Raw genomic sequence first — 22,005 nt, 5'->3', positions numbered from 1 at the left:
CTCTTCTCTCATTATTTGACTAGTTGTCTACACACGGCAGCAACCCGCTCCGTGGCATTCAATATGGCAACGCGGCGAGCCGCTTGTGCCATACCGACTAATTGTTCCCGATGCCGATTCAGTTCTTCGACCTGGTGTGCCAGCCGGGTAGGTGTCAGCTCCCGTTGCGGCAACAACAAGGCCGCACCTTCACGGGTCAGACTCTCGGCATTGCGGGTCTGGTGATCGTCCACCGCATGGGGCAGCGGCACAAAAATGGCGGGGACGGCGGCCGCGGCCACTTCGGCCACGGTCAGGGCTCCGGCTCGACAGATGATGAGATCTGCCCACTGATAGGCCTGAGCCATATCGCTTATAAACTCGCTGACTTCAACATCGCCGACACCCAGATCGCGATAGCTCATCTCCACGGCTTCCGCGTTGCCTTTGCCGGTCTGGTGCCGGATGCGAACTTGATCGACCGCAGCCAGAGCCTGAGGAACCATCTCATTGAGAACCCGGGCGCCGAGACTACCACCGATAATCAAGACCTGCAGCGGTTGTTGATGATCCGGCAACCTCAACGGCTGAGCCGCCAAGGCGACAACCTCAGCCCGTACCGGATTGCCCACCACCTCGCCCTGGATATCGCGTCCGAAAGCACCGGAAAAACCCATCAGCACACGGCTGGCTAGACGAGACAACAATCGGTTGGTCATGCCTGCAGCCGCATTCTGCTCATGCAGCACCAGCGGAATGCCAGCCAGCCAGGCCGCAATGCCACCAGGACCAGCCGCAAAGCCGCCCATTCCCAACACCAGGTCCGGATGTAGGGACTTGATTATCCGGCGAGCTTGCCAGATGGATTTGAGAATGCGCCAAGGTGCCATGCACAAGCGTCGCAGGCCATTGCCTCGTACTCCCTGGATATCGATAAACGAGATGGGATATCCGTGAGCGGGGACTAGCTGCGCTTCCATACGATCCGCCGTACCCAACCAGTGGATCTGCCACCCTTCGGCCTGCAGCTGATGGGCAACCGCCAATCCCGGGAAGACGTGGCCCCCAGTACCACCCGCCATAATCAGCAGTGTTTTGCTCATACGGCTCCCTTTTGTAACACTTGCACCCGATCCCGCCGCATCTCGAAATCAATGCGTAGCAACAGGGCGACGGCAATACTCATCGCAATCAGACTGGAGCCACCGTAGCTGACCAGCGGCAAGGTCAATCCCTTGGTCGGCAGCATGCCAGCCGCAGCGCCGACGTTAATCACGGTCTGAAAACCAAACCAGATGCCAATCCCGCAGCCGACATAGCCCTCAAAGAACTTCTTCTCTTGCAGGGCTATGTAACCAATCTGCAAGGCTTTGAACACCAGAGCCAGCTGCAATGCCAGTACGCTCAGCACTCCGAGATATCCCAGCTCTTCGCCCAAAATGGCAAATACGAAGTCGGTATGCGCTTCCGGCAAATACTCCAGCTTCTGCACCGAATTCCCCAGCCCTTGGCCGAAGAAACCACCGCGACCGAAAGCCATCAAGGACTGGGTCAGCTGATAGCCACTGCCAAAAGGATCCGCCCACGGGTCCATGAACGAAGTCACCCGCCGCATCCGATAGGGTTCAAACAGGATCAGCATCACCAGCGCAGCCACCCCCATCAGGATCATCAAGGCAAACTGGATTACCCGGGCACCCGCCAGAAACAACAGTCCCAGCGTGGTCACAAACAGCACCACCACAGAGCCCAAATCCGGTTGCGCCAACAGCAACAACGCCATGCAGAACACCAGCGCCAGGGGTTTAACGAACCCGGTAAAGCGTCCGCGGACTTCGTCAATGCGACGCACCAGATAACCAGAGAGGTAGGTGATGAGCACCAGCTTGGCAGTTTCCGCCGGTTGCAAATTAAAGGGCCCCAATGGCAACCAGCGCTTGGCACCATTGACGCTGTGTCCGGCCACCAGCACCAGGAGCAACATCAGAATAGAGAAAATCAACAACTGGCCCCCCCATTGCTGCCAATAGCGGACTGGCACATACAGGGTTCCAACTCCACACAGCAAACAGAGCACCAGGAAGATCAGATGGCGTTTGACGAAGAAAAACGCATCATTCTGCAACGACACCCCTTCGGTGATCGATGCAGAAGCGACCATGATTAAGCCAACACTCATCAGACTGAAGGCCAGCACCAACAATTGTCGATCGTAAATCGACTGCCGTTCCGGCACCAGCCATTGCCAGATCCAGGCGAACATCTGGCTCATAGCGCCTCCACCAGAGCCGTGAAGCAGTCGCCCCGTTGCTCGAAATTCTTGAACATATCCAGACTGGCACAGGCCGGTGCCAGCAACACCCAATCGCCGGGCTGCGCTACGGCCTGGGCTCGAACCACGGCAGCGTTCAGATCCGCAACTCGCTCGGTTTGCGCACCAAGAGCACAGAGTAAATCAGCATCCTGACCAAAACAGAGCATGAGATCGATGCCGTGACCGAGCAGCGCTTGCAGCGGCGCAAAATCCTGTCCTTTGCCCTGACCGCCAGCGATGAGGATCAAACGTCCCTGGACCGCCTCCGCCAGACCAGCCACTGCCGCCAGGGTCGAGCCGACATTGGTGGCCTTGGAGTCATTGATCCAGCGCACGCCCTGATATTCACGCACAAATTGGCAGCGATGAGGTAGACCGCTGAAGCGGCGCAGCACCGCCAGTTGCGCGGCGCGCGGTACAGCCACAGCATCACACAGTGCCATGGCCGCCAGTGCATTCATCTGGTTGTGGGCACCGACAATATTCAATTCCTTGACTGGCAGTTGGGGTTCGCCCTGTACCGCCAGCCAGAGAGCCCCCTGGTGCAGGATACGGCCATACGAGGCGGCATCCAGCCCGAAACTTTGCCACACGCTTCCCGCTTGGGGTTGGGTGGCGTGGTCGTCGCGGTTGACCAGAATGTGCTGTGCTCCGGCATATATCCGTTGCTTGGCCGCCAGGTAGCCGGCCATACCCTCATAACGATCCAGGTGGTCTTCGCTGAGGTTGAGGATGGTCGCAGCGGCCGCACGCAGAGAATGAGTAGTCTCCAACTGGAAGCTGGAAAGCTCGAGCACATACAGATCGCAAGGCTCTAGTAACAGATCCAGTGCGGGTGTACCGATATTACCGCCCACTCCAACCTGGATCCCGGCCTCTGCGGCCATCTCGCCCACCAGCGAGGTCACGGTACTCTTACCATTGGAACCGGTGATCGCCACGATAGGCGCCCGGGCATCGCGGACAAACAGCTCGATGTCACCGATAATCTCGACGCCTGCAGCGGCTGCCGCCTGGAGTGCCGGAGTCGCCAGCGCGATCCCGGGACTGGCGATGATGAGCTCGGCCTGGGTCAGTAGTGCCACATCCAGTTCGCCACAAAGCAGTTCGACACCAGCAGGCAACTCCTGACGTCCCGGTGGATTGGCACGGGTATCCAACACCATAGGAGTGATCCCCTGACGCAGGAAGTAATGCACACACGAAAGACCCGTTTTCCCCAGTCCGAGGATGACCACCTTGCTCATCTGCGTTTGTTACCTCAGTTTCAGGGTCACCAGACCCAGCAGAACCAGAACCAGCGTAATGATCCAGAAGCGGACAATCACCCGCGGCTCTGGCCAGCCTTTCAATTCATAGTGATGATGGATTGGAGCCATGCGGAAAATGCGCTGTCCCCGCAGCTTGTAGGAGCCGACCTGCAGGATCACCGAAAGGGTCTCCATCACGAATACCCCGCCCATGATCACCAGCAAGAACTCCTGCCGAATCAGCACCGCGATCACCCCCAATACACCACCCAGGGCCAGCGAACCGACGTCGCCCATGAACACCTGAGCCGGATAAGTGTTAAACCAGAGGAAACCCAATCCGGCACCGACGATGGCGGTACAGACGATCACCAGCTCGGAGGCATTGGCGATATAGGGAATATGCAGATATTCAGCAAAATTGACGTTGCCAGTCGGCCAGGCGACCAGAGCCAAGCCAGCCGCTACCATCACAGTTGGCATGATGGCCAGACCGTCGAGACCATCGGTCAGATTCACCGCATTGGATGAACCGACAATCACCAGATAGCACAGCGGGATGAATAGCAACCCCAACTCGGGCATGAAATTCTTGAAGAACGGCAGCACCAAGGTGGTCTGGGCATCACTCCCCGCCGAAGCATAGAGATAGACGCCGACCGCCAACGCCGCCAGGGATTGCCAGAAGTACTTCCAGCGCGCAATCAATCCCTTGGTGTCCTTGCGCACCACCTTGCGGTAATCATCGACAAAACCGATGGCACCGTAACCGACAAGCACAAACAGCACGACCCAGACATAGGGGTTGCTGAGTTTGGCCCACAGCAACACCGAGATCAGGATCGAGGCCAGGATCATCAAGCCACCCATGGTTGGCGTGCCGCGCTTGCTGAAATGGGACTCAGGGCCATCGTTACGCACCACTTGTCCGATCTGCAGCAGTTGCAGACGGCGGATCAGATGCGGTCCCATCCACAGGGCTACGCCCAGCGCGGTCAGGATCGCCATGATGGCGCGGAAGGTCAGATACGAGACCACATGAAATAGCGAAATATAGGGCGTCAAATACTCCGCCAGCCAGACTAACATGCCTGCTCCTTAATAGTTTTCACGAACTCAACCACCTCTTCCATACGCGCACTCCGCGCTCCCTTGGCCAATAAGGTGATTGCCGGGTGTTGGGATAACAGCTCTTCCAGAGCCTGGAGCAGGGATGCTTTATCGGCAAAATGCCGTCCTCCCGCTTCAGCTGAGGTCAAGGCCGAGAGCTGACCGACTGTGTACACCGCATCCAGTTTCGCCAGCTTGGCGTGCACACCAATCCGCCGATGCTGAGCCTCAGCTTCGAGCCCCAGTTCGCCCATGTCACCAAACACCAGTACCCGGTAGCCAGTCATGGCTGCCAGAGTATCAATTGCCGCCAGTACCGACTCCGCACTGGCGTTGTAGGTATCATCAATCAAAGTCACACCGGGCAACTGCTGGACGCAGAGCCGTCCCTTGACCGATCTCATGGCCTCCAGACCTCGCTTGATCACGGTCAGGCTGACGCCCAGAGACTCGGTAGCCGCGGCGGCTGCCAGGGCGTTGGCGATGTTGTGGCGTCCCGGGATCGGCAATACAACATCCATCTCGCCTTGCGGACTCACCAGGGTAAAGCTGCAGCAGCCTGATGCGTCCGTCGTGATATCCCGCGCCAGAAAATCCGCACGACGGTTATCCAAACCAAAACTGAGCAGGTTCGGTTCCAGATCGGCACACCAGTGGCTATAAAACTCACTGTCGGCATTGACGATGGCCATGCCACGATCATCGAGACCATTGAAAATTTCAGATTTGGCCAAGGCCACCCCCTGCAAGGACCCAAACCCTTCCAGGTGGGCGGCGGCGACGTTGTTGATCAGTGCCACATCCGGTTTCACCAGCGACGTGGTCCAGGCGATTTCACCCGGATGGTTGGCACCCAATTCCAACACGGCATACTGATGTTCCGGAGTCAGACGCAGCAGCGTCAACGGCACACCAATCTCGTTGTTCAGATTTCCCTGGGTAGCGAGTACAGGCCCGCATTGACTCAGGATCGCCGCGCACATCTCTTTGACTGTGGTCTTGCCACAACTACCGGTAATGGCGATGACTTTGGGGACCAGTCGATTCCGCACCATGGCGCCCAACTGCCCCAAGGCGTAACGGGTATCGGCCACCAGCAGTTGTGGACAATCCAACGCCAGCGGCTCACTGACCAGCAAAGCGGCAGCTCCGTCCGCCACTGCCTGGGCACAGAAGTCATGGCCATCGAAGCGTTCACCCTGCAGGGCAACGAACAAGCATCCGGAACTCACCTGCCGACTGTCGGTGGTAACCGCAGTTATGGTGGCGTCATCCCCCTGCAGAGTAGCCCCCAGCGTCTTGGCGATATCCTGTAATGACAGCGGGATCATGCCTGCTCCTTCAATAATTGTGCGACCGTATCCCGATCGCTATACATCAATTTTTGCTTACCGATGATCTGGTAATCCTCATGACCTTTGCCCGCCACCAGGATTAAATCGCCAGCCTGCGCCTGCTCCAATGCTCGTTGGATCGCCAGAGGCCGCTGATGCTCGACCAGCAACCGCTCGGGATGCTGAAGACCCGCCTGCATGTCGGCAATAATCAGCGCCGGATCCTCGGTACGGGGATTGTCATCGGTCAGGATCGCCACATCAGCCAAGCGCTCGGCGATAGCCGCCATCATGGGGCGCTTGCCCCGATCCCGATCGCCGCCACAACCAACCAGGCAGAACAGGCGCCCGCGGCAATGCAGCCGTGCAGCCTCCAACGCTTTTTCCAGACCATCCGGGGTATGGGCGTAATCCACCACCACCAGCGGTTGCTCGCCCCCTCCGAAGCACTCCATCCGGCCGGTGACTGGTTGCAGCTTTCCCGCGACGGCCAGGAGAGCCTTGAGGTCGTATCCCAGAACCAGCAGCGACGCCAGCGCCGCAAGGGCATTGGCCACATTAAAGCGCCCCAGCAAGGGCGCGGATAATACTCCGTTTCCCCATGAGGATCGAATCTCGGCCGAAAAGCCCCGGTCATGGAAGGTCAGCGCCATGGCTTCAATGAAACGAGCACCACGAGGTGCGGAGCCCGCCGCCAAGCTATAGGTCACCGCTTCCGGGATCTCGCGCAGCCATTGCTGTGCTACTTCATCATCGGCATTGAGAACGCAATCCGATGCTGGTAGTCCACGAAACAGGCTGCGTTTGGCGGCCGCATAGGCCGCCATGGTGCCGTGATAGTCCAGATGATCCCGACTGAGATTGGTAAACGCCGCCACCGCAAAGGGCAACGCTGCCACACGATGTTGCACCAAGCCGTGCGAAGAGACTTCCATGGCTACCAGATCGGCGCCCTGAGCCAGTTGGTGAGCCAGCTCTTGCTGGATAGCCACAGCGCTGGCAGTGGTATTTTCACAAGGTGTCAGCTGGCCAAACAGACCATTACCTATGGTTCCCATCACGCCAGCCACACCACCCAACAGGCTGCGCCAATTGGCGATTAACTGGGTGGTGGTGCTCTTGCCATTGGTTCCCGTCACCCCGACCAGTTGCAGTTGCTGGGCAGGCTCACCGTAGAAGCGGCCCGCCAGGGCCGACAAGTGAGAAGCTAATGCTGGAACCGGAATGCAAGGAATGTCACACGGCGGCAACGCGAAGTCGGTATCAGGCTGATACAACACGGCCGCGGCACCCAAGGCGACTGCGGCTGGAATATAGTCGCGGCCGTCGACCGCGTGCCCTTTGAGGGCGATAAACAGGTCGCCGGGCTGAACGGCCCGGCTGTCGAGTTGCATCTGTCGCAGCGGAATACTATCTGCCAGTATTCCGAGCGGAGCAAGCAAGGCATCAAGTGTGAGGGACAACTTTAACCTCCTGACGAGCCAGGCTAATTTGGGGTTTATTGGGATCTATGGTCTGGGGGGCGTCCGGCGGTACGTTGTACAGCTGCAAGGCGCCGCTCATTACTTCCGCGAAGGTCGGTCCGGCGACCATGCCACCATAATAGGCACCCGCTTGCGGCTCGTTGATGATGACCACCATGGCAAATCTCGGGTTGGATACAGGTGCAAAACCGGCAAAAGTACCGACGTAATCCTTGCCATATCCACCGGCTATCGCCACCTTGGCGGTCCCTGTCTTACCGGCAACCCGATACCCTGGAACTTCCGCCTTGGTACCGGTGCCGCCATGCTCTACCACAGATTCGAGTTGCAGCATTACCGCCTCGGCATCCTTACGGGATACGACCTGCTCGCCCTGCGGCGCCTCATTGACCTTGAGAATGGAGATGGGTTTGCGGATGCCCTTATTAGCCAGAGTGGCATAAGCCGAAGCCAGCTGTAGCGGTGTAATGCGCAGTCCGTAGCCAAAGCCTAAAGTGGCGCGTTCAATCTCGGACCAGCGACGCCGGACCGGCAGCATACCGGAACTTTCACCCATCAGACCGGTCCCGGAATCCACGCCCAGACCAAACTGAGTCAAGGTATCCACGATCTGTTGTGGCGGCATGCGCAGGGCAATATGCGCCATGCCGATATTCGAAGAAAATTTGAGGATGTCGCCCAGATTGCCCTGTGCCATGCGATGGCTATCAGTGACTCGTTTGCCGCCGATATTGAACGGGCGGGTATCGAATACTTCGCTCCAGTTGGTGACACCATGCTCCAGCGCACTAACCGCCACCAGCGGTTTGAGGGTTGAGCCTGGCTCATAGGTATCGGTTACCGTCCGGTTGCGAGCACGGAAGCCTTGATATTGCCCGCGATTATTCGGGTTGTAGGAGGGGGTATTGACCATGGCCAGCACCTCCCCGGTGGTAACATCCAGCAACACCAAGGAGCCAGAAGTGGCCTTATTGACCTCGGTCGCATACTTGAGCGAGCTATAGGCAAGAGACTGGAGGCGCTGATCGATACTCAGCACCAGATTATTGGCTTTCTTGCCTTCCTTGACGATCCCGATGTTCTCGATGACTCGCCCCTGGCGATCCTTGCGAACCTTGCGCTCAGCCGGCACGCTGGAGAGCCATTCATTGAAACTGCGCTCGACCCCTTCGATGCCGGAGCCATCAATATTGGTCATACCGACTATATGCGCGCTAATTTCGCCCGCAGGATAATAACGACGGGACTCCCGTCGCAGATAGACACCACCCAGTTTCAGCTTGCTGACATACTCTGCCACGGCAGGAGTGATCTGCCGCTGCAAATAGACAAAACGACGCCGGGGATCGGCAATCCGCGAGGTCAGTTCTTTGACATCGAGCCCCAACACTTCGGCCAAGGCCTTCCAGGCCCGAGTGTTATCCAGACTACCACTTTCATGTACCGCTTTGGGATCGGCCCACACTGCTTGCACCGGCACAGACACAGCCAGTTGTTCACCATTGCGGTCAGTCACCATGCCGCGCCCACTCTCATCTGCGGTAGTCCGCAACGAGCGCAGATCCCCTTCCAGACGCAGGCGATCCGGATCCACGATCTGGATCCAGCCGGTACGGGCCACCAAACCGGCAAAACCCAGCAAAATAAATGCAATCACCGTCAAAAACCGCCATTGCGGTAAGCTGTGATCCGGCTTTTTGGTTTTACGTTTTACACTCATGGCTGGTTGATGATCTGTTCCTTAAGCGGCGACGGACGCGCCATTTGCAACTTGCTCTTGGCGATATCACTCACTCGGGAGTGCTCGGCCAATGCATTTTGCTCCAGTAGCAAGTGGCGCCATTCAATATCCAGTTTGTCCCGCTCATCCTGAAGCTGGTTCAGAGTGATCGTAAGCAAACGGGTCTCGTTGGTCACCACTATGGTGGTCATGGCCGACGCGATGATCGACAGCACCAGGATCACCTGAAATTTATGTCGTCCCAGATCCCGCAGGATTTCCAGTGCCAGATTGATACGGGTATCCATCCCTACTCCTGCAACCGCTCCGCCACTCGCAACACGGCACTGCGAGAACGAGGGTTTCCGTCAATCTCGGCGTCGCTGGGCTTCATGGCTTTGCCAATACTCTTCATAGTCCGGCCGACGGCCAGTTGGGCCTCGGTCAAGGGCAGTCCGCGTGGCACCTCGGGACCTTTTTCCTGTTTACGGATGAACTGTTTAACCAGACGATCCTCAAGGGAGTGGAAGCTGATAATCGCCAGTCGCCCTGCCGGAGCCAGAACGGTCAGAGCCCCTTCCATTGCTCGTTCCACCTCTTCCAGCTCGGAATTGATATAGATACGAATGGCCTGAAAACTACGGGTAGCCGGATGCTTGTTCTTCTCTTTGTTGGGGATCAGCCGGGCAATCAGCTCGGCCAGTTGCCGAGTGCGCGTAAACGGCTTCTCCACCCGATCATGAACAATGGCGCGTCCGATCTTCTTGGCGAAACGTTCCTCGCCGAACTCCTTGAGTACCCAGGCGATGTCGTCGGCTTCAGCCTTGGCGAGCCAGTCGGCGGCACTGATACCGGAGGTCGGATCCATGCGCATATCGAGTGGCCCATCCTTCTGGAAACTAAAGCCGCGTTCGGCATCATCCAATTGCGGTGAGGAGACTCCCAGATCCAGTAGCAGACCATCGATCTTGCCCGCAAGCCCCCGCTCCGCCAGATAACCGACCAGACCGGAGAAGGCACCAGGAATCATCTCGAACCGGGGATCATCAATCCGCTGTGCTTCGGCAATTGCTAACGGATCCCGGTCGATGGCCAATAAGCGCCCCTTGGGACCTAACTTCGACAAAATAAGACGCGAATGACCACCTCGACCAAAGGTGCCATCGACATAGATACCGTCCGGTTTGATCGCCAACGCATCAACCGCTTCATGCAACATGACGGTTACATGGCTAAAAGTCTGTTCCATGGTTACAGTGAGAAATCCCGTAAATTGTCTGATTGGGACCAATCGGCAGCGGGCAGGGACTCTAGATCCGCATCAACCTGTGCCAACCAGCCTGCTTCGCTCCAGATCTCGAACTTATTCAGTTGCCCGACCAGCATGACCTGCTTATCCAGCGCAGCATGTTGGCGCAATGGAGCTGGAACCAGAAAACGGCCATTACCATCCAGTTCGCATTCACTGGCATACCCCAGCAACAAGCGTTGTAACCGTCGTTCCAGCGGATTCACATTCGAAAGAGCCTTGAGCTTTTTTTCAATCTCCTCCCATTCCGGTAATGGATAGAGGAGCAGACAGGGATGACTAATATCGATGGTGCAAACCAGCTGATTTTCGCATTCGTCACGCAGCCATTCACGATATCGGGTTGGCAGAGCCAAACGACCTTTAGTATCGAGAGTGATGGCGTGAGCCCCGCGTAGCATAGGATGTCTTCCTGCTGATCTACTTTATTCCACAATAAACCACTTTTCCCCACGCAAGAGTGTAAGGATGCCCCCCCTGCTTTGCAAGGGAGCAAATGGCTGCAAGCCGCGATATTACTGGCGTTCCACCGTGTGAATCGCTAAAAGGCGCTTATTTTTCAGGTAAATGGCAAGCAGTAAGCAATGCAGGGAAATGCGAGAGAACTCACGATTTCTTTACATTGCGATCACCAGCATTCCTGGATGCCACTCTCAATCCGTGGCGCGGCATGCCTGAACATCGCCAGTAGCGGCAAATGGCTCTTCGAATGGCATAAAAAAAACCCGGAGTACGCATCGCGTAATCCGGGCTTCCTGTTCAAGAGGGGGAGTCGGCCGGTAAGCCGGGTTCTGTGCCGCTTGCGCGGTAGCAGTCATTCCTCTAGGCCAGCAATCGCTCACTGGCTCAAGCAACCTACCCGCCCCCAACGCGGGCCGCGCCAATGGGAGCCTATTTGGTCTTGCTCCGGGTGGAGTTTACCGTGCCACGAACTGTTACCAGTCGCGCGGTGCGCTCTTACCGCACCCTTTCACCCTTACCTGATCCCTGACGGGCCATCGGCGGTTTGCTCTCTGTTGCACTAGTCGTAGGCTCACGCCTCCCAGGCGTTACCTGGCACCCTGCCCTATGGAGCCCGGACTTTCCTCTCCCCTATCCGTCTACCCGAAGGTACAACGACAAGGCAGCGACTGCCCTGGCCAACTCCGGCGCGGATTATAGGGCTTATGTCCCTTCAGAGTAAACAGAAGCCTGCTCTAATCCCAGTTTATACAGCGCGTTCTTCTTCACTCCGTGGATCTCGGCGGTTAACGCCGCGGCACGCTTCAGCGGCAATTCTTTCTGTAACAGCGCCAGCGTTCGCAACACTTCGCTGGGAATGGCCTCCGGATCCGGCTTGGCGCCTGCGATCATCAGCACTATTTCTCCCCGGCAGCGGTTGCTGTCCGCAGCCAACCACTCGGCCATGGCCGGTGCCGGCAGCGAATGGAAGCTCTCGAATGTCTTGGTCAGCTCACGCGCTACCACGATTTGTCGTTCACCATAGAGTCGAGCAACCGCCTGTACTGTCTCGAGCAAGCGACGCGGTGACTCATAGAAGATCAAGGTCCGGGTCTCATCCAACAATTCCGTCAGCCGATCATCCCGAGCTTTTTCTTTGGCTGGCAGAAAGCCTTCGAAGGTAAAACGATCGGTGGGTAAGCCCGAAGCACTCAAAGCGGTGATCGCAGCACAAGCGCCGGGAAGCGGAATAACCCGGACACCCGCCTCACGGCAGCGAGTGACCAGATGATAGCCTGGATCACTGATAAGTGGCGTTCCGGCGTCAGAAATCAGCGCCACAGACTGCCCCTGCTGGACCCTGGCAATCAAGGCATCTGCACGTTGCTGTTCATTGTGATCGTGCAACGCAAGCAGATTAGCTTTAATCTGCAAGTGGTTGAGTAACACGGAAGAATGTCGCGTATCTTCTGCTGCTACCACATCGACCATGGTCAGCACTTCGATGGCCCGCTGGGTGATGTCAGCCAAATTACCAATCGGGGTCGGTACTATGTAAAGAGAGGGGGGCGATTGCATGGCTTCTCCTCGCCGAACAATTGTGTCGGAAAAATGGCCCGATTACACTATGTCGCACACCACATTGCGGTCGGGGAATAATTTTGTATCGGTTCAATAAGCCATTTAGCGTATCACAGTTCCTGTCTCTGGTTCTGCTCAGCCTGTTGTTGAGCGCCTGTGCCAGCACGCCGGACAACTCCAATAGCGCGCCCACAGTGCCACCGTCCGCTTTTTCGCGTCTCGAACATAAGTCGGATTGGTATCTGCAGCAGCTGGCGCAATCCGATGCCGCCTATCGTTTCACCTGGGAAACACTCGCGGCTCGCAGCCTGATCGCGGCGGGCGATTTACAACAGGCCTCCGCACTCTCCCAGCAGTTGGCTAAAGAAGCCTTTACGCCCAAGCAAAAGCACGAACAGCGCATCATCCAAGCGATGATCCTGCAACAGCAAGGCAAGAGCGGCGAAGCGCTGGCACAAATCGCCGATATCGATCTGCGCCCCTTGTCCGATGATGCAACCGCCAGTTACTACAAGTTGCAGGCCAGCTTACTCAGCCAAACAGCAAACCCGTTGAGTGCTTTGCCAGCCTATATCGCCTTGAACAATTACCTGTCGCCTGCGGAGCAAAAAACTAACAACGAGACGATCTGGAGCCTGTTGCAAGCTCAAGAGACCGCCCGTTTACAGCAAGCCATGGCCGAGCCAGCACCAAAAATACAGACCGGTTGGTTAGCGCTAGCGGTGTTGCAACGCACCTTAGGCAATCAGCCGCAACAGTTTGCCACCCAGTACGCCCGTTGGCAGGCCGAGTATCCGGATCACCCCGGTAGTCAGCTGTATCAAAAAGATCAGACAAGCAGCGAGACAGCAACCACAGCCCTTGCTTTCGGCATGCCCAAACAAGTTGCCATTCTGATCCCGCTCTCCGGTAATCTGGCTGCCCAGGGGGATGCCCTGCGCAACGGCATGCTCACCGCCTATAAAGAAGCCGGGTTGCAGGGTGACTTACGCTTTTACGACAGCGCCAGCCAACCCATAGCCGCCCTGTACCAACAGGCCGTGAAAGAGGGTGCCGAGTTCATTGTCGGCCCCCTGCTCAAGGATCAGGTCGAGGCCTTGATCGCGTTGAAACCGCAAGTCCCCCTGCTCGCACTCAACGAAACGGATGGCAAATCCACTACCGACACCCACTTCTATTTTTCACTCTCACCTGCGGCAGATGCCGCAGAAGCGGCCGAAAAACTTCGTCAGGATGGTAAACGTCTGCCGCTGTTGATTGTGCCGCAAGGAGCCCAGGGACAGCGCGTCGTCGATGGCTTCACGAACCAATGGCAACCACAAACCGGCGGCGCGCCACTGGTGGCTCGGTTCACCGACCGGCAAAGTCTGGAGGCCATTTTGCGTCAGGCGATGGGGGTCGGTGCCAGCCAGCAACGAATTGATGCCTTACAGAAGAGTATTGGCCAGAAGGTGTTTGCTCAGGCTTTCAACCGCCAGGATGTCGATGCGATCTATATCTACGCCTCCCCTCTGGAAGCCGGGATCATTAAATCGTTTATCGATATATCCCAGAGCCCCTTTGCGCCCCCCCCCACCTATTATCTGGGTGCCAAGGGTAATCCGGGCCTGAATAATCCTGGAGTTGCCCAGAATGTGCTGGGTATGCAGCTGGGCGATATGCCCTGGATGCTGGACTCCAGTTCGCCCCTGCGCGACAAGGTGCTCACCTTGTGGCCGCAAGCCAATAATGACCTGTTACGTTTCTTCGCCATGGGCTACGACAGCATCAGCTTGTTACCGCATCTTGCCGAGCTCCGTGCCGCAACGGGGCAACAACGCGAAGGATTAACCGGTGCCTTGAGCATCAATGAACAGGGCGTTGTACGCCGTCAACTGCACTGGATCCGCATCGAAAAGAGCGAGCCAAGCCATGAGATTGCGAAACCTGTTGCCGAGCCTGCGGCTCAATAACCCGAAAGGGCAACAGTTTGAAGCTCTGGCCCTGCACTTTCTCACCCGGCAGGGCCTGATACTCATCGCCAAAAACTTTCGCTGCCGTAGCGGAGAGATAGACCTCATAATGCGGGATGCGCACTACCTGGTCTTCGTCGAAGTCCGGTATCGCGCCTCCCGCAGTCACGGTGGAGCCGCAGCCTCCATCACCCGGAGCAAACAGCGAAAACTGTGGCTTACCGCCCAAACATTCTTGCTGCAGCAAGGATGGAACGAGTCAAATCAGGCATGCCGCTTCGATGTTGTAGCCTTCGATGGTGATGATGCCTGCCAGTGGTACAAAAATGCTATTCAGGGGACCTAGAGTTGGATCGTATCAAAGAGAACTTCACCGAGAGTATTCAGACCAAGATCGCAGCCGCCGAAGCCCTGTCGGATGATATCCAGACCGCGGCCCAGATGCTGACCATCTGTCTGTTGAACGGCAACAAGATCCTGGCCTGCGGCAATGGCCCTGCCGCAGCACTCAGTCAATTGTTTGTCAGTCAATTGGTGCATCGTTTCGAAACCGAGCGCCCTTCGCTCCCGGCCCTGGCACTCTCGGCCGATAGTATCCTTCTCAGCGGAGTAGCCGCCGATAGCGGCTTTGCCGATGTATATGCCAAGCAGATACGCGCCCTCGGTCAACGTGGCGATATCATGTTGGTCTTGGCGGGAGATGGCCGGGAAAAGGCATTAGTGAAAGCCGCCGAGGCAGCCTTGAGCCGTGATATGACCATCATCGCCCTGACCGGTAGCGACGGTGGAGAAATCGCCGGTTTGCTGGGTCCCAGTGATGTAGAGATACGGGTTCCATCAGCCAACATGCCCCGCATCCTGGAGGTCAATCTACTCTGTTTGCAATGTCTGTGTGATCTCATCGATCGCACCCTGTTCCCACAATGATGTGATTGGAGAAACACGCATGAAAAATCGACTGCTACTGGTAACCGTAGCAAGCCTGTCCTTGTTGCAAGGGTGTGCGGGAGTTTTTGTGGCAGGCGCCGCCACGACAGCATCCATCGCCAATGATCGACGCACTGTGGGCTCCGTTATCGACGACCAGAATATTGAACTTAAAGCGGCCAATACAATCGCTTCGCGCAAGGATATGGATAAAGCCAGTCGTATCAGCGCGGTTAGCGTGAATGGCAAAGTCCTGTTGGTCGGACAGACACCCTATGGCCAATTCAGCCGCGATGCCGAACAACTGGTCAGCAAAATCGACGGCGTTCGTCATGTATACAATGAGTTACGGATCCGTAAACCAGTTGGATTTAGCGTTCAGAGCCAAGACTCCTGGATCACATCGAAGATCAAATCAGAAATGTTGACCACCAAGGGCATCGATAGCACGCACTTCAAAGTGGTTACCGAAAACAGCGAAGTATTCCTGATGGGCCTGGTGACCCGTGATGAAGCTGAAAAAGCCGTTAATTTGGCGCGCCACGTCTCAGGGGTAAAGAAGGTCATCAAGGTATTCGAATATATTCAAAATGGCGGCAAGAGCTCTACAACCCAGACCTCCAGCAGCACATCATTACCCGCCAACAGTAATGATTCTGCGACAGGAGGAGATGTACAGTTGGGCAGTGCCGCCGATGAGGTTATTCAATACTAATCCAGAGATGACGGATGTAAAAAAACGCGCCCCAAGGGCGCGTTTTTATTTGTGCGAGGCTAAAGATAGCGCAATAAACCGATTCATTTGACGATACGTAGGCTGGGGCGGCCTGACGGTTTCGGAGGTTCGGGTTCATCATCCGGCACTTCAATACTGACCGATTGCTCCGTTGCATCGCTCGCCAACCAAGCCTCATAGGCAGGCTCAGGCGGGAAAAAAGTGCCAAGCCCGTTCTCGCGGGCGTGAATAGCAACGATAGCCGCCATGGGGATATAAACCTGAAACGGCACACCACCAAAACGAGCATTGAAACTCAATGACTCTTTACCCATCGCAAATGACATCACAGCTTGTGGCGCTATGTTCAAAACAATCTGTCCATCCTGCACAAATTGCCGTGGTACCTGCACATGCGGCACTTCACTGTTCACCAGCAAGTGCGGCGTCATATCGTTATCGAGCAACCAATCGTAGAAAGCTCGTAACAGATAGGGACGACTGGGGGTCATCTGGTGTTCCATGCTCAGAATCCGTTACGTAGTTCGCGTTCAACTTCGGTCAGGGACGCCTGGAACGACTCCCGTTCAAACAGACGTGTCATGTAGTTCTTGAGCTCTTTGGCACCTTTGCCGGTCAGTTCAATACCCAACTGAGGTAAACGCCACAACAGCGGAGCCATAAAACAATCCACCTGGCTGAACTCTTCACTCATGAAATATGGGTATTCGGCAAAAATCGGAGCTATGGCTAGCAAGCTTTCACGGAGCTCTTTGCGCGCAGATTCTGCCTCATCGCCATTCGCCATGATCTTATCCACTAGCGAGTACCAATCCAGCTCAATACGATGCATCATCAAGCGACTATTGCCACGCGCCACCGGATAAACAGGCATCAGTGGCGGATGAGGAAAACGCTCATCCAGATACTCCATGATGATCCGTGAGGTATAGAGAACCAAGTCACGATCGACCAGCGTCGGTACTGAGGCGTAGGGGTTTAACTCCAACAATTCTTCCGGCAAGTTAGCCATATCAACATGGCAGATATCGACACTGACGCCCTTTTCGGCCAGCACGATACGCACTTGGTGGCTGAACATGTCGTTCGCCCCAGAAAACAGAGTCATGATAGAGCGTTTATTGGCAGCAAAAGCCATCGACCCCTCCATTTACAAGCAGAGAAAAGCAATGAAGGAATAGACCTTCATTGCCAAAAAGTTAGTTAGTTCCACCAGATACATAGGGAACCAAGTTGGCATCATGCAGCGATGCGTTGCTTTCAAGATTGTGCCAGATCCTGTCCCTGTTGAGGGGCAGTAATGGTCTCTTGAATCAGACTTGCACTGCAGAATAGGTGAGCAAGTGTACCAGATCTCGCCCCACTTGAGCAGGATCTTCGGCATTAAATTCATACCAAGCGCGCCCTTCACATCCAGCAAGACTATTGCGTATAGGACTAAGACTCGGGATCTGGATTCTAAAGGCAGTAAACCATCCCTCGATAGGGCGGCTATGCAAATCTTCGGAAATGAAAAAGCCTCGGCATGCCGAGGCTTTTAAATACCCAAAACGAATTAACGCTTGGAGTACTGAGGACGCTTACGGGCCTTGTGCAGACCGACTTTCTTACGTTCAACCTTACGAGCATCACGAGTAACAAAGCCAGCTTTGCGCAGAATTGGGCGCAAGCTTTCGTCATATTCCATCAGCGCACGGGTGATACCGTGGCGGATAGCACCAGCTTGACCGGAAATACCACCACCAACAACGGTGATGAACAGATCCAGCTTCTCAGTCATCTCGACCAGTTCCAGCGGCTGACGAACTACCATACGGGCAGTCGGACGGCCGAAGTACTCTTCCAGAGAACGTTTGTTGATAACAATGTTACCTTTGCCTGGCTTTACGAACACGCGAGCGGTAGAGCTTTTGCGACGGCCAGTACCGTAGTATTGATTTTCTGCCATTTGCCAGATCCCGAATTAGATGTCCAAAACTTGAGGTTGTTGAGCAGCGTGGTTGTGCTCGCCACCAGCGTAAACTTTCAGCTTACGGAACATGGCGCGACCCAGCGGGCCCTTCGGCAACATGCCTTTAACAGCAGCTTCGATAACCATCTCAGGCTTGCGGTCGATCAACTTCTCGAAGCTGATGGACTTGATGCCACCCGGGAAACCGGAGTGAGCGTAGTACATCTTGTCGGAAGCTTTCTTACCAGTAACAGCAACCTTCTCAGCGTTGATAACGATGATGTAATCACCGGTGTCAACGTGCGGGGTGTATTCTGGCTTGTGCTTGCCGCGCAGACGGCTGGCGATCTCAGTGGCGATGCGCCCCAGGGTTTTGCCCTCGGCATCAACAACATACCAGTCACGCTTAACGGTTTCTGGCTTGGCAACGAAAGTTTTCATTACAGTTAACCCAAATTACTGTTTGAAAGATGAACATTACGTCCGGCGGATGCCGCACATAACAAATTAAAGACCACCCGTATCCCTTCGAATACAAGTCAGATCGCGATTGCTAGTACCACCAGATTGGTGGCCTGTAACGTGGGCCGGGCGATTATAAGTGAAGTCGCCCAAGAAATCACCTGCAGATTTCATTGCCCGTGAAATTTGCAACACGCCCGGCCCGCCTTTGGAAATGGATGCCCCCATAACCCAAAGGCGCAATATTTTGACTAACAAAAGCACACTCTGGCAAGGCATTCGTGCAATCTTGGCGATTTTATTGTTCATTTCTTGCCATCTGAGCCGAGTCGAGCCTCAAGACATGTGATCAATCAAATACCAATGATGCTGAAGAGTACCCACCAGGAGAGCTTGACGGTATAGTGCATGGACTGAAGCACCCTTACTTGTCGTATACAAGGTACTGTCATGACTGAATTCACCACCATTCTTTTTGTCCTCATTGGCGTCATCATTGGTTTTGTAGCTGGCAGAGCCACATCTAGGGCCGGAGATGCAACAAAACTACACAATGAGCTGACTAAGGCACGAAAAGAATTGACCCAGTACAAGCGGGAAATGGGTGATCACTTCACCAGCACCGCAGTCATGTTTGAGCAACTAGATGAACATTACCAACGTCTCAGCCAGCATTTTGCAGAGCAAAGTGAAAAGCTGGTTCCTCATGCCAGCCCACTGTTCCGGCATGACACCAAGGCCGACGATACAGAGACGACTGAGTCAGCTCCTGAATCCCAGCCTCTTGACTATTCCGGTGAGCGTTCAGGACTTTTGACAGACAGAACTAAACTGGGCTAGGAACTATTCATTACAACCGATAGTCATAGTGTTGTGACATTTTCATCACTTGTCTTTATTAGGAGTTGTAATCAATGACTCGATCCACACGCTTAATGTTGTCCGCTATTGCCATCAGTGTTGGTCTATCTTTCGGCTCTACCACGGCTCAAGCCGCTCTCCCGCTTGTAATGAATGGGCAGGAGATGCCCACCTTGGCTCCAGTTTTGGAAGGCGTCACACCCGCAGTCGTTAATATCTCAGTGTCCGGGAAAAAGGTCACCAAGCAAGCTATTCCGGAGCAATTCCGCTTTTTCTTCGGCCCTGACTTGCCTCCGGATCAAATCCAGGAGCAACCCTTTCAGGCACTCGGCTCAGGCGTCATCATTGACTCGGATAAAGGTTATGTCATCACCAACTTCCACGTCATTCAGGAAGCAGACGAAATAAAGGTAACGCTGAAAGATGGCAGAGAATTTACTGCGAAGAAGATAGGTGAAGATCAGCAATCCGATATAGCCCTTTTGCAAATTAAGGCCAAAGACCTTAGCCAGGTTAAGCTCGCCAATTCAGATCAACTACGAGTAGGTGATTTTGCCATCGCAATAGGAAATCCATTCGGCCTCGGACAAACCGTCACTTCCGGTATTGTGAGTGCGCTGGGCCGCAGCGGATTGAATATCGAAAACCTCGAAAACTTTATTCAAACTGATGCAGCAATTAATTCGGGGAATTCGGGTGGCGCACTAATTAATCTTCGTGGTGAACTTATCGGTATCAATACTGCGATTCTAGGCCCCAATGGGGGGAATATTGGAATAGGGTTTGCGATACCATCCAATATGGTAAAAGATCTAACCGATCAAATTATAAAATATGGAGAAGTTCGCCGCGGTGTCTTGGGTGTGATGGGGGGTGAATTAACCACGGATCTCGCCAAAGCATTTGGTTACGATAAGCAAAATGGCGCTTTCGTCAGCCAAGTGATGTCAGGATCTGCGGCTGATAGTGCAGGCATCAAAGCCGGGGATATCATCGTCAGCATCAATGACAACCCGGTCCGCTCATTTGGTGAACTCCGGGCAAAAGTTGCAACTATGGGAGCGGGTAAAGTTGTAAATCTCGGTATCATCCGTGATGGAAAACCGCAAACAATCCAGGTGACCCTGAAGCAATCCGATGAGATGGCAGCACCCGCAAAATCTATCCACCCCGCGTTGGAAGGTGCCAAATTGGAGAACACCAAGAAAGGACAGCAACCACAAGGCGTTGAAGTAGCCGAAGTTGCCCCTAAGTCTCCTGCGGCTGCAATCGGGTTGCGTAAAGGCGATATCATTGCCGGTATCAACCGCCTGCGGGTCAACAATATGAGCGACTTCAGTAAGGCGATAAAAGGCCGCTCTGACGTTTTAGCCCTCAATATTATTCGCGGTGACTCCTCTCTGTATCTGGTCCTCCGCTAAACATCTATTGGCCCGATATCCATGCTGGTATCGGGCCAGCCTTTGCCTCATCCCTCTCTTTCTATGTTATTCTGCTTTAATCGCTCAATGACTTGATTAACGCTATGAAAATACCATCTTCGATCAGTTACTTGGCTAAATCAGTATTATTAGGCGCAGGTGTTGCTGCCGCTTTGCTTCTCGCGCTCCCAGAACTAACGCCAAACTCTACCTCCATTCTATCAGCCGAGAGAAACCAAGCCCCTTTGAGTTACGCTACAGCAGCCAGAAATGCAGGCCCAGCTGTTGTAAACATTTATACCCGCAGCTATCAAGACACTAATGTACGAACAGATTCACAACTCAAACCTGAAAGCCTTGGCTCGGGCGTTATCATGACGAACAAAGGGCATATTTTAACCAACTATCATGTGATTGCCTCAGCCGACCAAATTATTGTTGCCTTGCAGGATGGCCGCGTATTTACAGCTGATTTAGTTGGCTCCGATATTCCGACAGATCTTGCTGTACTCAGCATCAATGCTGAAAATATCCCTGTTATTCCTCAAGAGGAATCACTATCTCCTCAAGTTGGGGATGTCGTTCTTGCTATAGGTAATCCATATAATGTTGGCCAAACCATCACACAAGGCATAATTAGTGCGACGGGTCGCATTGGATTAAGCACTATGGGACCAGATAGTAATGGCCGTCAGGATTTATTACAAACTGATGCAGCAATTAACTCAGGAAATTCTGGCGGAGCCTTGGTGAATACCAATGGTGAATTAGTCGGCATCAACTCAGCATCCTATCAACTGGGCAACTCCGATAATTCAGGCATCGGCTTCGCCATCCCGTATCGCTTAGCCCATCGAATAATGCAAGACCTAGTAACACACGGGCGTGTGATGCGTGGCTATTTGGGTATATCTACCGTAGAGGTAGATACGGTCACCGCCAGGCTACTTAATTTAGGCGAACTTCGTGGATTAGTGATTGAAAACCTAGATCCTGATGGGCCAGGATTTAAGGCAGGACTGCAGCGCGGGGATGTTCTCACGCAAATTAATGGAAAGCCAGTCGCAGGAGTTCGAGCCGCGATGGATATGATTGCTGAGGCAAAACCAGGTACCAAAATTACAGTGACGGTATTACGCAAAGGAAAACCAATCAATAATACGGTGACAGTCG

At 54.7% G+C, this 22,005-nt stretch carries 21 protein-coding genes, 1 other RNA gene and 1 pseudogene; 7 read left to right on the top strand and 16 right to left on the bottom strand.

Annotated features, from left to right (window positions below; genetic code table 11):
* Positions 1 to 11: 11 nt before the first annotated feature.
* The 12 genes from murG to rsmI form a co-directional block, all read right to left on the bottom strand.
* Entirely contained in the window at positions 12 to 1,082 is a 1,071-nt protein-coding gene (gene murG / locus ACZYUB_RS01945) for an undecaprenyldiphospho-muramoylpentapeptide beta-N-acetylglucosaminyltransferase (RefSeq protein WP_463945105.1), read from the bottom strand.
* On the bottom strand, positions 1,079 to 2,251 hold the full coding sequence (gene ftsW / locus ACZYUB_RS01940; protein WP_463945103.1) for a cell division protein FtsW: 1,173 nt from the start codon (positions 2,249 to 2,251) through the stop codon (positions 1,079 to 1,081). Before ftsW ends, murG begins: the two co-directional genes overlap by 4 nt.
* Positions 2,248 to 3,540: a UDP-N-acetylmuramoyl-L-alanine--D-glutamate ligase gene (gene murD, locus ACZYUB_RS01935; RefSeq protein WP_463945101.1), complete on the bottom strand. Its 1,293-nt coding sequence runs from the start codon at positions 3,538 to 3,540 to the stop codon at positions 2,248 to 2,250. Before murD ends, ftsW begins: the two co-directional genes overlap by 4 nt.
* Before the next feature lie 9 nt (positions 3,541 to 3,549).
* A complete protein-coding gene (gene mraY, locus ACZYUB_RS01930; protein ID WP_463945100.1) occupies positions 3,550 to 4,632 on the bottom strand; it encodes a phospho-N-acetylmuramoyl-pentapeptide-transferase in 1,083 nt (360 codons plus the stop codon).
* Positions 4,626 to 5,984 (bottom strand): UDP-N-acetylmuramoyl-tripeptide--D-alanyl-D-alanine ligase, encoded by a 1,359-nt coding sequence (gene murF / locus ACZYUB_RS01925; protein WP_463945098.1) that lies wholly within the window; start codon positions 5,982 to 5,984, stop codon positions 4,626 to 4,628. The genes mraY and murF overlap by 7 nt, the downstream gene beginning before the upstream one ends.
* Positions 5,981 to 7,450, bottom strand: coding sequence for a UDP-N-acetylmuramoyl-L-alanyl-D-glutamate--2,6-diaminopimelate ligase (gene murE / locus ACZYUB_RS01920; RefSeq protein WP_463945097.1), 1,470 nt, complete (start codon positions 7,448 to 7,450; stop codon positions 5,981 to 5,983). Before murE ends, murF begins: the two co-directional genes overlap by 4 nt.
* A complete protein-coding gene (locus ACZYUB_RS01915) occupies positions 7,434 to 9,191 on the bottom strand; it encodes a penicillin-binding transpeptidase domain-containing protein (RefSeq protein ID WP_463945095.1) in 1,758 nt (585 codons plus the stop codon). Before ACZYUB_RS01915 ends, murE begins: the two co-directional genes overlap by 17 nt.
* Positions 9,188 to 9,499: a cell division protein FtsL gene (ftsL, locus tag ACZYUB_RS01910; protein WP_460881526.1), complete on the bottom strand. Its 312-nt coding sequence runs from the start codon at positions 9,497 to 9,499 to the stop codon at positions 9,188 to 9,190. Before ftsL ends, ACZYUB_RS01915 begins: the two co-directional genes overlap by 4 nt.
* 2 nt (positions 9,500 to 9,501) lie before the next feature.
* On the bottom strand, positions 9,502 to 10,440 hold the full coding sequence (gene rsmH, locus ACZYUB_RS01905) for a 16S rRNA (cytosine(1402)-N(4))-methyltransferase RsmH (RefSeq protein ID WP_463945092.1): 939 nt from the start codon (positions 10,438 to 10,440) through the stop codon (positions 9,502 to 9,504).
* 2 nt (positions 10,441 to 10,442) lie between these two features.
* On the bottom strand, positions 10,443 to 10,901 hold the full coding sequence (mraZ, locus tag ACZYUB_RS01900; protein ID WP_463945091.1) for a division/cell wall cluster transcriptional repressor MraZ: 459 nt from the start codon (positions 10,899 to 10,901) through the stop codon (positions 10,443 to 10,445).
* Positions 10,902 to 11,264: 363 nt separating this feature from the next.
* An RNA gene (gene rnpB, locus ACZYUB_RS01895) (RNase P RNA component class A) lies at positions 11,265 to 11,647 on the bottom strand.
* Positions 11,648 to 11,664: 17 nt separating this feature from the next.
* On the bottom strand, positions 11,665 to 12,519 hold the full coding sequence (gene rsmI / locus ACZYUB_RS01890; protein WP_463945090.1) for a 16S rRNA (cytidine(1402)-2'-O)-methyltransferase: 855 nt from the start codon (positions 12,517 to 12,519) through the stop codon (positions 11,665 to 11,667).
* Between the two features lie 83 nt (positions 12,520 to 12,602).
* Here rsmI and ACZYUB_RS01885 point away from each other — a divergent pair, with 83 nt between their 5' ends.
* The 4 genes and pseudogenes from ACZYUB_RS01885 to dolP all read left to right on the top strand — a co-directional run.
* Complete coding sequence (locus ACZYUB_RS01885) at positions 12,603 to 14,474, top strand: penicillin-binding protein activator (protein WP_463945088.1); 1,872 nt, start codon at positions 12,603 to 12,605, stop codon at positions 14,472 to 14,474.
* Positions 14,434 to 14,820: a YraN family protein gene (locus ACZYUB_RS01880; protein ID WP_463945087.1), complete on the top strand. Its 387-nt coding sequence runs from the start codon at positions 14,434 to 14,436 to the stop codon at positions 14,818 to 14,820. The genes ACZYUB_RS01885 and ACZYUB_RS01880 overlap by 41 nt, the downstream gene beginning before the upstream one ends.
* A 2-nt stretch (positions 14,821 to 14,822) precedes the next feature.
* Positions 14,823 to 15,401 carry an SIS domain-containing protein gene (locus ACZYUB_RS01875; RefSeq protein ID WP_463945085.1) on the top strand — a complete coding sequence of 193 codons (579 nt, stop codon included), beginning with the start codon at positions 14,823 to 14,825 and terminating at the stop codon, positions 15,399 to 15,401.
* Positions 15,402 to 15,420: 19 nt separating this feature from the next.
* Positions 15,421 to 15,993 (top strand): annotated as a pseudogene (gene dolP, locus ACZYUB_RS01870) (division/outer membrane stress-associated lipid-binding lipoprotein); the annotation flags it as partial.
* A 206-nt stretch (positions 15,994 to 16,199) separates the two neighbouring features.
* Here the strand turns inward: dolP and ACZYUB_RS01865 are convergent.
* From ACZYUB_RS01865 to rplM, 4 genes are all read right to left on the bottom strand, one after another.
* Complete coding sequence (locus tag ACZYUB_RS01865) at positions 16,200 to 16,628, bottom strand: ClpXP protease specificity-enhancing factor (protein ID WP_463945518.1); 429 nt, start codon at positions 16,626 to 16,628, stop codon at positions 16,200 to 16,202.
* A gap of 14 nt (positions 16,629 to 16,642) precedes the next feature.
* Entirely contained in the window at positions 16,643 to 17,275 is a 633-nt protein-coding gene (gene sspA / locus ACZYUB_RS01860; RefSeq protein WP_463945083.1) for a stringent starvation protein SspA, read from the bottom strand.
* Between the two features lie 417 nt (positions 17,276 to 17,692).
* Positions 17,693 to 18,085: a 30S ribosomal protein S9 gene (gene rpsI, locus ACZYUB_RS01855; RefSeq protein ID WP_463945082.1), complete on the bottom strand. Its 393-nt coding sequence runs from the start codon at positions 18,083 to 18,085 to the stop codon at positions 17,693 to 17,695.
* A gap of 15 nt (positions 18,086 to 18,100) precedes the next feature.
* A complete protein-coding gene (rplM, locus tag ACZYUB_RS01850; RefSeq protein WP_463945081.1) occupies positions 18,101 to 18,529 on the bottom strand; it encodes a 50S ribosomal protein L13 in 429 nt (142 codons plus the stop codon).
* 471 nt (positions 18,530 to 19,000) lie between these two features.
* Between rplM and ACZYUB_RS01845 the strand changes: the two genes are divergently transcribed.
* From ACZYUB_RS01845 to degS, 3 genes are all read left to right on the top strand, one after another.
* The gene (locus tag ACZYUB_RS01845; RefSeq protein WP_463945079.1) at positions 19,001 to 19,390 is read left to right on the top strand and encodes a Z-ring associated ZapG family protein; all 390 of its coding nucleotides are present in this window, start codon (positions 19,001 to 19,003) and stop codon (positions 19,388 to 19,390) included.
* A gap of 74 nt (positions 19,391 to 19,464) precedes the next feature.
* The gene (locus tag ACZYUB_RS01840) at positions 19,465 to 20,832 is read left to right on the top strand and encodes a Do family serine endopeptidase (protein ID WP_463945077.1); all 1,368 of its coding nucleotides are present in this window, start codon (positions 19,465 to 19,467) and stop codon (positions 20,830 to 20,832) included.
* 104 nt (positions 20,833 to 20,936) lie between these two features.
* A partial coding sequence (gene degS, locus ACZYUB_RS01835; protein WP_463945075.1) for an outer membrane-stress sensor serine endopeptidase DegS occupies positions 20,937 to 22,005 on the top strand: 1,069 nt, incomplete at its 3' end.

The sequence above is a fragment of the Pseudaeromonas sp. HNCC25DJ182 genome, assembly GCF_055413365.1.
Note: the sequence above shows the minus strand (reverse complement) of the source record. Positions and strands in the feature narration are given on the sequence as shown.

Excerpts from the sequence above, each read along its gene's own strand:
- murF (WP_463945098.1), bottom strand. The coding sequence starts at position 5,984 with ATGATCCCGCTGTCATTACAGGATATCGCCAAGACGCTGGGGGCTACT.
- sspA (WP_463945083.1), bottom strand. The coding sequence starts at position 17,275 with ATGGCTTTTGCTGCCAATAAACGCTCTATCATGACTCTGTTTTCTGGG.
- rsmH (WP_463945092.1), bottom strand. The coding sequence starts at position 10,440 with ATGGAACAGACTTTTAGCCATGTAACCGTCATGTTGCATGAAGCGGTT.
- murG (WP_463945105.1), bottom strand. The coding sequence starts at position 1,082 with ATGAGCAAAACACTGCTGATTATGGCGGGTGGTACTGGGGGCCACGTC.
- ACZYUB_RS01915 (WP_463945095.1), bottom strand. The coding sequence starts at position 9,191 with ATGAGTGTAAAACGTAAAACCAAAAAGCCGGATCACAGCTTACCGCAA.
- rsmI (WP_463945090.1), bottom strand. The coding sequence starts at position 12,519 with ATGCAATCGCCCCCCTCTCTTTACATAGTACCGACCCCGATTGGTAAT.
- ACZYUB_RS01840 (WP_463945077.1), top strand. The coding sequence starts at position 19,465 with ATGACTCGATCCACACGCTTAATGTTGTCCGCTATTGCCATCAGTGTT.
- ACZYUB_RS01865 (WP_463945518.1), bottom strand. The coding sequence starts at position 16,628 with ATGACCCCCAGTCGTCCCTATCTGTTACGAGCTTTCTACGATTGGTTG.
- ftsW (WP_463945103.1), bottom strand. The coding sequence starts at position 2,251 with ATGAGCCAGATGTTCGCCTGGATCTGGCAATGGCTGGTGCCGGAACGG.
- ACZYUB_RS01845 (WP_463945079.1), top strand. The coding sequence starts at position 19,001 with ATGACTGAATTCACCACCATTCTTTTTGTCCTCATTGGCGTCATCATT.
- mraY (WP_463945100.1), bottom strand. The coding sequence starts at position 4,632 with ATGTTAGTCTGGCTGGCGGAGTATTTGACGCCCTATATTTCGCTATTT.
- ftsL (WP_460881526.1), bottom strand. The coding sequence starts at position 9,499 with ATGGATACCCGTATCAATCTGGCACTGGAAATCCTGCGGGATCTGGGA.
- rpsI (WP_463945082.1), bottom strand. The coding sequence starts at position 18,085 with ATGGCAGAAAATCAATACTACGGTACTGGCCGTCGCAAAAGCTCTACC.
- ACZYUB_RS01880 (WP_463945087.1), top strand. The coding sequence starts at position 14,434 with ATGAGATTGCGAAACCTGTTGCCGAGCCTGCGGCTCAATAACCCGAAA.
- rplM (WP_463945081.1), bottom strand. The coding sequence starts at position 18,529 with ATGAAAACTTTCGTTGCCAAGCCAGAAACCGTTAAGCGTGACTGGTAT.
- mraZ (WP_463945091.1), bottom strand. The coding sequence starts at position 10,901 with ATGCTACGCGGGGCTCACGCCATCACTCTCGATACTAAAGGTCGTTTG.
- murD (WP_463945101.1), bottom strand. The coding sequence starts at position 3,540 with ATGAGCAAGGTGGTCATCCTCGGACTGGGGAAAACGGGTCTTTCGTGT.